The sequence below is a fragment of the Bacillus sp. 220_BSPC genome (assembly GCF_001054655.1).
Classification (GTDB): Bacteria; Bacillota; Bacilli; order Bacillales; family DSM-1321; genus Peribacillus; species Peribacillus frigoritolerans.
Genome location: NZ_JVPL01000028.1, coordinates 1 through 2,505, shown reverse-complemented (window position 1 = coordinate 2,505; position 2,505 = coordinate 1). Strand labels below are relative to the sequence as shown.

The following is a 2,505-nucleotide window of genomic DNA, read 5'->3' as shown; positions in this document are numbered from 1 at the left end:
TTTCTTATTCAAAGATGTTTTCTCCTTTTTCTTTACCTTGATATGGTCACGTTTTAAAAGCCAAGGTTAGCGATTTTTCTATAGTCGCTGACCTTGGCTTTTTCACATTCACCCGGCATTGGTGCAAATCTCTAGCCATGGTGGTGTACGGTTTACTTAATGAAGGAGTGTCTACTCAGAGGGGAAAACCTTTTCGTTTTTAGGAATATTATACAAAGACCCAGTAATTGGTATCTTTATTACACAATTTTACTGATACTATTTAATTATAAAGTGGGTACTTACACAAAAAATATACGTAATATACTAATTTAGCATAAAGAATTGTAAGTTGAGGGAAGGCTATAACAAGCATGAAAAAAAACTCATGAGAACATCAAAAGTCTGTCAATGGTGATAGATCTTTAAATAAATCAGTATCTCCATAATTAACTTCTATAATGTAATGAAAATAGATGAATCTTAATAAAAGGGCTTGGAACAAAAGGTACTGTTACATGAAGTGATTAATTTTCATGTAACAGTACCTTTTGTATGCTGTTGCGTTAACAAAACTTATAAAGAGAGGAGGTACCCATGGAAATGTTCAAAACAAATCAACGAAGGGTTTGTGAAAGATGTTTAACAATCACTACAGATTAATGAAAAATGTCCAAAATGTGGCCATGCTCAATTAAGGCTGTCATCTTTACCCTACAAGCTGGAATTAAACTAGTCTTACATTCAAAAGTAGGATAATGCATAAAGGGGTTCCGGTAGCAAAACGCGGAAAACATACGCTAAGCAAAATTCGACATCAAAAAAGCCGATTTTTCTAAGGAAGTTCGGCTGTTACTTTTGGATTTACCGTTATATATTGCTTGATATAATCTGGTTACGCCTTCTTTTATTTCTTCATTTTTTGATGCCCAAACCCTAAAATAATTCGATTAGGATGTTTCGATTTTTCTATAGTATTATCTTCTGCTGGAAAAATTCAACTCCAAACTTTTCGATTTCTTCTAGTAACTTTAAAAAATGGGAATCTTTCCATTCAACAATTAGGTGTAAACCTGTTAAATAACCAAAATAATCCTTCTTTCTTTGCCACCTGTTCTCTAAGCTAATTTGTGTAGTTCCTTTAAAGCCGTTTCCTAGCCCTGTCTAAAGCATAAAATTTGATTTTGGGTATAAAGGAAAATAATATAGAGATATCGCAAATTATCAATTTCCTTTTGTTCGATTAGTTTATACGCATTCCAAGCAAAATAGATTTTAAGATCAGAAAGGGGCGGGCACCGTTGAATCGGGAATCAAATATGATAAATGACGAACAGGCAGTTGAAATTTTCAAGGCTCTGTCAAATCAAATAAGAGTAAATATTCTGCAAATGTTGAAAGAACCTGATAATAACTTTTCCCCGCAGGCCCATGTCATCAAAGAAAAAGGCTTTGATGGCGGGGTTTGTGTTAGTGATATTCGCAGCAAAGTAGGACTATCACAGTCCACTACCTCCCAGTATTTATCTATCCTATTGCAAAGTGGTCTGGTGGAAATGAAACGAATCGGACAATGGACTTATTATCGACGGAATGAGGAAACCATTAAACAGTTTGAAAAGTATATAGGCTTAAAAATATAACCTTTTAAGGAGGACGAAGAGTGAGTTTTCAAAATCATCGTGCCTATAACAGCATGTACCAGAAAGACAAAATGACACTCGGATTTATCCTCCCGACTGCCAGGATGTCTAAAAATCCGATTATGGAGAATCAGCTGGAGCTTGCCCGTAAAATTGAGGAATATGGCTTTGCTTCATTATGGCTCCGTGATATTACGATGCAGGATTTGAATATTGATGATAACGGCCAAAAGTTCGATTTATGGATTTATTTATACGAAGCACATTGCGTTAGTGACAGGAAGTGTAGTTCTACCTTTGCGCCACCCCGTCAGGGTAGCCAAGGAAGCTGCATCAATTGATCAATTGTTTCCAGGTCGATTGATTATGGGAGTGGCATCAGGGGACAGGGAAAAAGACTTTACAGCTTTAGGGATATCTAAGCAAGAAAGCGGTCCGTTATTTAAAGAAAATTTCGAAATTCTCGACCGGCTGTTAAAAGAGGATCAGCCGACAATCCACAGCCACGCCGGACTTATCGATGGTACAGATATGAGGTTAATCCCAAAGCCTGTATCTTCGATTCCGACCATGGTGACTGGATTTAGCAATCAGTCTATCAATTGGATAGCCAGGAATGGGGATGGGTGGCTTCAATACCCAAGAAGCATTATTCAACAGGCGCAGCTTATCAAGGATTATCGTGCTTTAACTGAAGTTCATGCTCCAGGAGATTTTAAACCCTTCTCTCAAAGCTTGTTCATCAATTTATTGGAAAATCCCGATGAAATGCCTGTCCCCATCCCCTTAGGCTATTCCGTAGGAAGAAACCGTTTAGTTGATCTACTTCATCAATTTCAAGCGATTGGTGTCAACCATTTGGCGTTTGTTCTGTATTTTTCCA

At 37.0% G+C, this 2,505-nt stretch carries 3 protein-coding genes; all 3 read left to right on the top strand.

What is annotated here, in order from left to right; translation table 11 throughout:
• Positions 1 to 1,298 precede the first annotated feature (1,298 nt).
• Positions 1,299 to 1,622 (top strand): ArsR/SmtB family transcription factor, encoded by a 324-nt coding sequence (locus tag ADA55_RS01805; RefSeq protein ID WP_048678279.1) that lies wholly within the window; start codon positions 1,299 to 1,301, stop codon positions 1,620 to 1,622.
• Between the two features lie 20 nt (positions 1,623 to 1,642).
• On the top strand, positions 1,643 to 1,963 hold the full coding sequence (locus ADA55_RS30205; RefSeq protein WP_226990378.1) for a hypothetical protein: 321 nt from the start codon (positions 1,643 to 1,645) through the stop codon (positions 1,961 to 1,963).
• On the top strand, positions 1,896 to 2,505 hold a 610-nt coding region (locus ADA55_RS01800), incomplete at its 3' end, for an LLM class flavin-dependent oxidoreductase (RefSeq protein WP_239687143.1). The genes ADA55_RS30205 and ADA55_RS01800, both read left to right, overlap by 68 nt.